This is a genomic window from Frankia sp. CoWAU3 (assembly GCF_977971855.1).
In genome coordinates, this window is sequence record NZ_CDWWXB010000191.1 from 1 (window position 1) to 6143 (window position 6143).

Here is a 6143-nt window from a genome sequence, read left to right on the forward strand (position 1 = left end):
CCTGCCACCCGTCGAACCCGACCCCGCCCCCTACACCGGCCCCGACTGGCAGGTGATGATCGGCCTCCTCGGCCCCCTGGCCGTCGTCGCCCGCGACGGCCGCCGACCCTCACGCGACCTTGCCCGCGAACGCACCCTGGAAGTCCTCGCCTGGCTCGCCACCCACCGCGGCCGCACCCGCACCGACCTGGAAGCCGCCCTCTGGCCCACCGGCGCCCAGACCCGCTCCATCAACAACCAGCTCGGCTGCGCCCGCAGCATCCTCGTCGCCCTCGCCGGCGAACAGGCCCGGCAATGGCTCCCGACCCGCCACACCACCATCACCCTCCACCCCGCCGTCGTCACCGACCTCGACCTGCTCCACGCCCACATCCGCCACGCCGAAGCCCATCGTCGCCATCCCGAGGTCGCCATCGCCGCCCTCACCGAGGGACTCGACCTCGTCCGCGGCACCCCCGCCCGCCACCCGTGGATCGACGCCGAACTCGGCTCCCAGCTCACCACCACCGTTGTCCGCGCCGCCCTCCTCCTCGCCGACCTGCACCTCACCCACGGCGATACCGCCGCCGTCCTCGACGCCACCCGCCGCGGCCTCGCCGTCCTGCCCGCCCACCCCGGCCTGTTCGCCCAGCGCATGCGCGCCTACGCCCACGCCGGCGACCGCAGCGCCGTCCGCGCCGAATACCACTCCTACCTGCGCGCCGAACAAGCCGACCCCCTCTGGGACGGCGCCACCGACCCCGACCTCGAAACCCTCTACCGCACCCTCACCCACAGCACCCACCGCCGGCCACCGGTCGATCTCCGAATCCGAAGATCTTGATCGTGTGGGGCTGTAGGTGCCGATCATCAGGACATACGCTCGGCGGCATGAGAGGCCGTTTCTGCTGGCCGCCGGAAAAGGCCCACCGTGACGGTTCATGGTGAGCGATGGTGAGACGACGGACGACCCGACACGGGAAACGATCGGCGGGGTCAAACGGTCGTAGCGACGGTCCGGCTGCCTTCTCCCCGGTCAACGACGACGAGCATCGGCCCGTTGAGACCGCTGAAGAAGTCGCGGCTGACCACGTCATACGCGCGTCGCGCGGTGGCCGACGTGGGCTCCGCGCCCGCGTCGGCGCCACCGAGCCGCAGGGTTACCACCGGTGCCGCCATGGCGACAAGCAGCACACACGCCGCGGCCACGGCGACAGCCGGGTGGCGCCCCACCTGCCTGGCCCACCACGATCGCACGCCCGGCCGGTGCGGTAGGCCACGACCCGTCGTGGTCAGGGAATGCCGTCCGACCCAGCCCAGCATCCGGGTGCCGCCGAGGACGAGCAGCGCTGGCAACAGCGTGAGGGTGACCAGGGCGCTGAGCACCCCGGCCACCCCGGCCGCGAGGGCGACTCCCGTGAATGGGCCCAGGTCCAGCAGGAGCACGCCGGTCATCGCCACGCTCAGGCACACGCCACCGGAGGCCAGGGCGGCAACCGACTTCACCATCGCCTCGGTGGCCGCGTCGACCGGGCTCACACCCCGTGCCAACGCAGTCTGCGCCCGGTACACGACCAGGACGGACCCGCCCAGGCTGACCCCGAGGGCGATCATGCCGCCAAGCAGAGCGGCGAAGGGAGTAGTCAGGACATGGTGGGACAGTACTGTCGTGACGGCCACGGTGGTGACGGTGGCCATGGCCGCGACGACAGCGGCGATCATGGCGGCCACCCTCGAACGCAGGGTCAGGCACAAGACCGCCAGCGCGACGGCGAGGGCGGCCAGCAGCGGTCGGATCGGGACGCCGGCCGAGGTGAGCGCGGTCGCGCCCGGTCCGCCCAGCTCCACCTGAAGCTCGGGGCCGCCGTAGGACCGGGCCGTGGCCGAGACCCGTTTGATCGCGCCGAGGTCGAGTTCGAGCGCCGACGCTTTCATGATTACCGGAGCCACCGCCGTGCGCCCGTCGGCACTGACCGGTGACACACCCAGCACCATCCTGCCTAGTGGTCCGAACGGGTCGGCGACGGTGAGTACCCCCGGCAGCTTCCCGACATCGGCGAGCAGCTCCTCGACCTGTCGGTGCACCAGCGGGTCCGCCAGCGTGCCGCGCCTGGCGTGCAGCACGATCTGTTCGGTGTCCGGCAGGACGCCGCCCGGAATCACCTTGCGCGCCAGATTCATTGCCCGCTGCGACTCGGAACCGGGAACCGTCACATCGTGGCTGTATTGCGCGTGACCCGCGATCACGAAGAACACCGCAGGCAGGAGGAGCACCGCCCACATGCCGACCGCGATCCAGCGACGGCGGGCACACAGACGTGCGACGCCTGTCAACGCAACGATCAGCATGGTTGGCCCTTCGCTATTTTGGACAACCTATCTCGCGGACAAGCAACGTCAATCACTCTTTGGTGGGGCTCTTTGGTGGAGCTCGTCGTCCGATAATTCTGGAGACGATTCACGGGAGACGGCACTTTACGGCGTTCCCGCACGCCTGGCCTCGTGCTCGACCGTACCGCCACGAACTGCCCGACAACCGCTGTGACAAAATTTGTTCACCGGTTCCGGCACCACATTTTTCGGTGGCAAGAATGTGGACGGCGGTATCGGTGCCGCTCGGGGTACCCCGATGGTGGCGCTGACCGGGTCGACCGGGTCGACTGGGTCGACCGGGCCGAGCGGGCCGAGCTGGAGCTCCTCGCCCGCTGCACCTGGTACCACCTGCCTCACTGGCGTGGGGTTGCCCCACTTCCAGGTTCCCCCCGGCAGGCCGGACGGCGCCACAGCGGTTCGGATCCCGCCGCGGCGGCCTGGCAGTCGGCGGGGAAGCGGGAGCGCGGCCGTGGCGGTGGCGAGCATGAAGGGCACGCGACTCCGAGTTACTGTGCCGCCCTGGTCCAAGCGTTCGCTTGGCCGGACGCGGGCGGGCTCACAAGAGCCGGCGAGGGGACTCGAACCCCTAACCCCTCGATTACAAGTCGAGAGCGCTACCAATTGCGCCACACCGGCCGGTGCCTCGACGATACCTGAAGAGAGGACGAGGCGCAGCGCGCGGCGGTGGGTGAGCAGCGCGGACAGGTCGAGGATCAGGCCGGGGGCATGATCCCAGAGGCCGGGGGTGGTGGGGCCGTCGCAGATGCCGCGCAGGTCCTGTTCGAGGATGGTGGCGCAGGCGTCGAGGAGGGGGCTGCGGCGGTCGAGGAGTTCGGTGGGGGTGGTGTCGAGGTTGGCTGCGAGGGTGTGGTCGGGGTGGGCGAGTAGCCGGCGGACGTCGACCAGGGTCGGGGTGGTCTGTTGGGTGGACAGGTGGCGGGCGACGGCGGTGAGCAGCCGCTGCTGGCTAACCGGGAGTTCGGCTTGGCCGAGGGCGACGGCGAGCAGTGCCGTGAGCACCGCGGCGCGGCGGGCCACCTGGTCGTCGAGACCCGTCCGGGCGGAGACGGCGCCGGGGCCGGTGCCGGTGCCGAGGGGGTTGACGCGCAGGTAGCCGCCGGGGCGGAGGCGCAGGGTGGCGTATCCGAGGCGGTCGCCGAGGGGGGTCCATTCGCCTTTGGGGTCGATGACGGCGGTGAAGCGGGGCCGGCCGTGCAGGGCGGCGAGCGCGGCGGCGCGGTGCACGTACGATTTGATGATCGCAGATTTGCCGTAGGCGCCGGCGCCGGAGACAACCATGTTCGGTCCCTGGATGAGGCCGGCCTGGTAGGCGTCGATGATGTCGAAGTGGAAGGCGCCGCCGGCGAGCCGGTTGGCGCCGAGGAACACGCCGTGATCCCCGAGGCCGGCTTCGATCGACCAGGGGTTCACCACGCACAGGTGTGCGGTGGTAGCGACGTTCCACGGCAGGGCGAGCCGGGCGCCTTTCGGCCCCCACCGGCCCCATCCGCGTTCTCGCCCGGGTCCGCGTTCGTGTCGGCGTTCGTGTTCTCGGCCGTTCCGGGTGAGAGGGTTGGGCATCAGGGTGCTCCGGTGACGGTCGGCCGGGGTGCGAGGCCGAGGGGGAGGGTGGCGGCCCAGGCGGTGTGATGCCGGCCGTGCAGGGGGCGCAGGTCGACGATGCCGCAGCGGGCGGCCAGGTCGACGATCGCGGCGGACGCGTCGTCGAGGTCGTGCCGGCTGGGGGCGGTGACGTCGAGGAGGCCGAGGTAGGCGTATTCGGGGTAGCCGGCGGTGAGTTCGGCGTCGCGGCGGTCGATGTCATCGTGGGCCTGGGTGAGGTGGACGGGGACGCGGAAGGCATGCCGGTCGCGGAGGTGGACGGCGGTGTCGACGGAGACGGTGTCGCTGTTGATGCGTCGGCGGGAGACCCGCCACGGCACCGGGGTCATTGTGAGCGCGAGGGTGCGGACACAGGGAACGTCATGGAGCAGGGGGTCGAGCCAGCCCGGACGCAGTCCGCCGGTGGGCCAGCCTGCGATCCAGAACACCCGGTGCCAGCTGTCGCCGATCCGGGCCGCGTCCCACCACGCCCGCAGCGTGAGGCTGTCCGGCTGGAGGCGCTGCGGCGGTCGCGGTGTGCCGGCTCCCGGGAGATGGGCGCGGGCCGCCAGGCCCGGAGTCGATGCGCTGTCCGGCTCCGCCGCACGACTGGGGGCTTCGAGGGCCTTCGAGGCTTCGGGAGGCGGCGGGTCGGCGTGGTCGAGCACGGTCTTGGTGAGCTCGGCGGTGGACAGCAGGCCGCGGACGTGCAGGCCGGCGCTGGCGCATCGGTCGGCCAGGGTTTCGGCGGCGGCCAGCGCGGTGGCCCGGCCGTCGGCGTGGCGGCCTCCGCGTGTCGGGCGGACGGTCAGCCATAGCCGCAGGTCGTGGCGGATCAGGGCGGGCTGTGCCTCGGCGAGGAGCCGCCGGTAGGCCAGCAGCTCCCCCGCCGGCGGGCGCGCCGGCTGCCGCGACCGGGCCGCCCCCGCGGATTCCGGCTGGCGGCGGGGTTCGACGGGGAGGTCCAGGGCGGTCGCCGGTCCGGAGCGGACCGTCCAGCCGAGCCGGGCCACCGGGGTTTCCCGGGCGAACTGGGTCAGCACCCGGGCCCATCCGGCGGTCTGGCGGTCCTTCCCGGCGCCGTCGAGCAGTCCGAACGGGCCACCGCGCACGTCGAGGACCACGGTGATCGTCCCGGTGCGCCGGTCACGAACCAGACCGGCCGGTTGCCCGTCTGCGGTTGGTACCCGGCAACCGGTCGCCGCCGCTACCACCTCGACCGACCGCGGCACCGCGGGAAGATCCACCCGTTCGGACCGGCGGCCGGCGGATCCCCACCCGGCCGCCCCCGCCCCGATGCCCGTCGGCCGAGCGGAGGAGGGGACGGCGCACGGCCGGCATCCGCCGCAGGTGTGCAGGAGGCGGGTGTGCAGCAGGCGGGTGTGCAGCAGGTAGCCGGCGACGACCGGCAGGAGATGGACCAGGGGTTCCCCGCCGACCCGGACGAACGCGAACAGCAGGCAGGCCACCGCCACACCAACCCCGGCCGTCGTGCCGGAACCGCCGCCGAGCAGCCTCGGGCCCGCCGCGAGCCCGCCGACACCGAGGCCAATCAGGATGACCTGCGGGACGCTGGCGCCGAACAGCGCGGTCCCGGCTCGGCGCGGGGCGAGATGGTAGACCGGTCCGCTCATGATCCGGGCCGGTCCTCGGGTGGGGTCGCGGCCCCACCCGGACGGGCGGAGGAACCGGTGCGGGGTCGACGCCGCCAGCCCGGCGGTGCCCCTGCCGGTCCCGGCCGGAAAGACCCGCCACCGCCAGCCGGAGGGGTAGGCGGCGGGCCTCCGGGTCCCCCCAGGCCGGTCGGCCCCGTAGACCCTGACGATCCCGCGGGTCCTGGAGGACCCGACGGGCCTGGAGGTCCGGGTCTGCGTTCCCGTTCCACGCTCCCGCCGGGCGAGGCACTCGACGGGCGTCGCCGCAGGCTGACCTGCCCCGGCCGCCCACCAGACGCAGCGGTACCGGGCCCGCCACGCCGGTCGCCGACCGGTTCCCGGCCCCCGGGGTCACCCTCCCCGCCTACAGAGGTGTCCCCGGCCGGTCGGGGTCGCGGCTGCGATCGGGGCTGCCGGTGCGGCCCAGGCTGGGACTGTCCCCGCCGGCGACGCCCCGGATCGGGCAGGCTCCGTGGTTCCCCGAGCCCACCCGGCTCCCCCGATCCGGATCCACCGGAACCATCCCCCGACGGC

General features: G+C 72.9%; 4 protein-coding genes and 1 tRNA gene. 2 read left to right on the forward strand and 3 right to left on the reverse strand.

All coding sequences use genetic code 11. From position 1 onward, the window contains the following. The coding region (locus AC08ON_RS14835) for an AfsR/SARP family transcriptional regulator (RefSeq protein ID WP_476617172.1) at positions 1-823 on the forward strand (823 nt) is incomplete at its 5' end. Between the two features lie 152 nt (positions 824-975). Here AC08ON_RS14835 and AC08ON_RS14840 read toward each other — a convergent pair. Further along, entirely contained in the window at positions 976-2328 is a 1353-nt protein-coding gene (locus AC08ON_RS14840; RefSeq protein ID WP_476608202.1) for an MMPL family transporter, read from the reverse strand. A gap of 587 nt (positions 2329-2915) precedes the next feature. Next, positions 2916-2988, reverse strand: a tRNA-Thr gene (locus AC08ON_RS14845). 90 nt (positions 2989-3078) lie between these two features. On the opposite strand from AC08ON_RS14845, the gene AC08ON_RS14850 reads away from it, so the two are divergent. Next, entirely contained in the window at positions 3079-3240 is a 162-nt protein-coding gene (locus tag AC08ON_RS14850; protein ID WP_476608203.1) for a hypothetical protein, read from the forward strand. A gap of 692 nt (positions 3241-3932) precedes the next feature. Here AC08ON_RS14850 and AC08ON_RS14855 read toward each other — a convergent pair. Beyond that, positions 3933-5588, reverse strand: a complete 1656-nt coding sequence (locus tag AC08ON_RS14855; RefSeq protein ID WP_476617173.1) for an SCO6880 family protein — start codon at positions 5586-5588, stop codon at positions 3933-3935. Positions 5589-6143 lie beyond the last annotated feature (555 nt).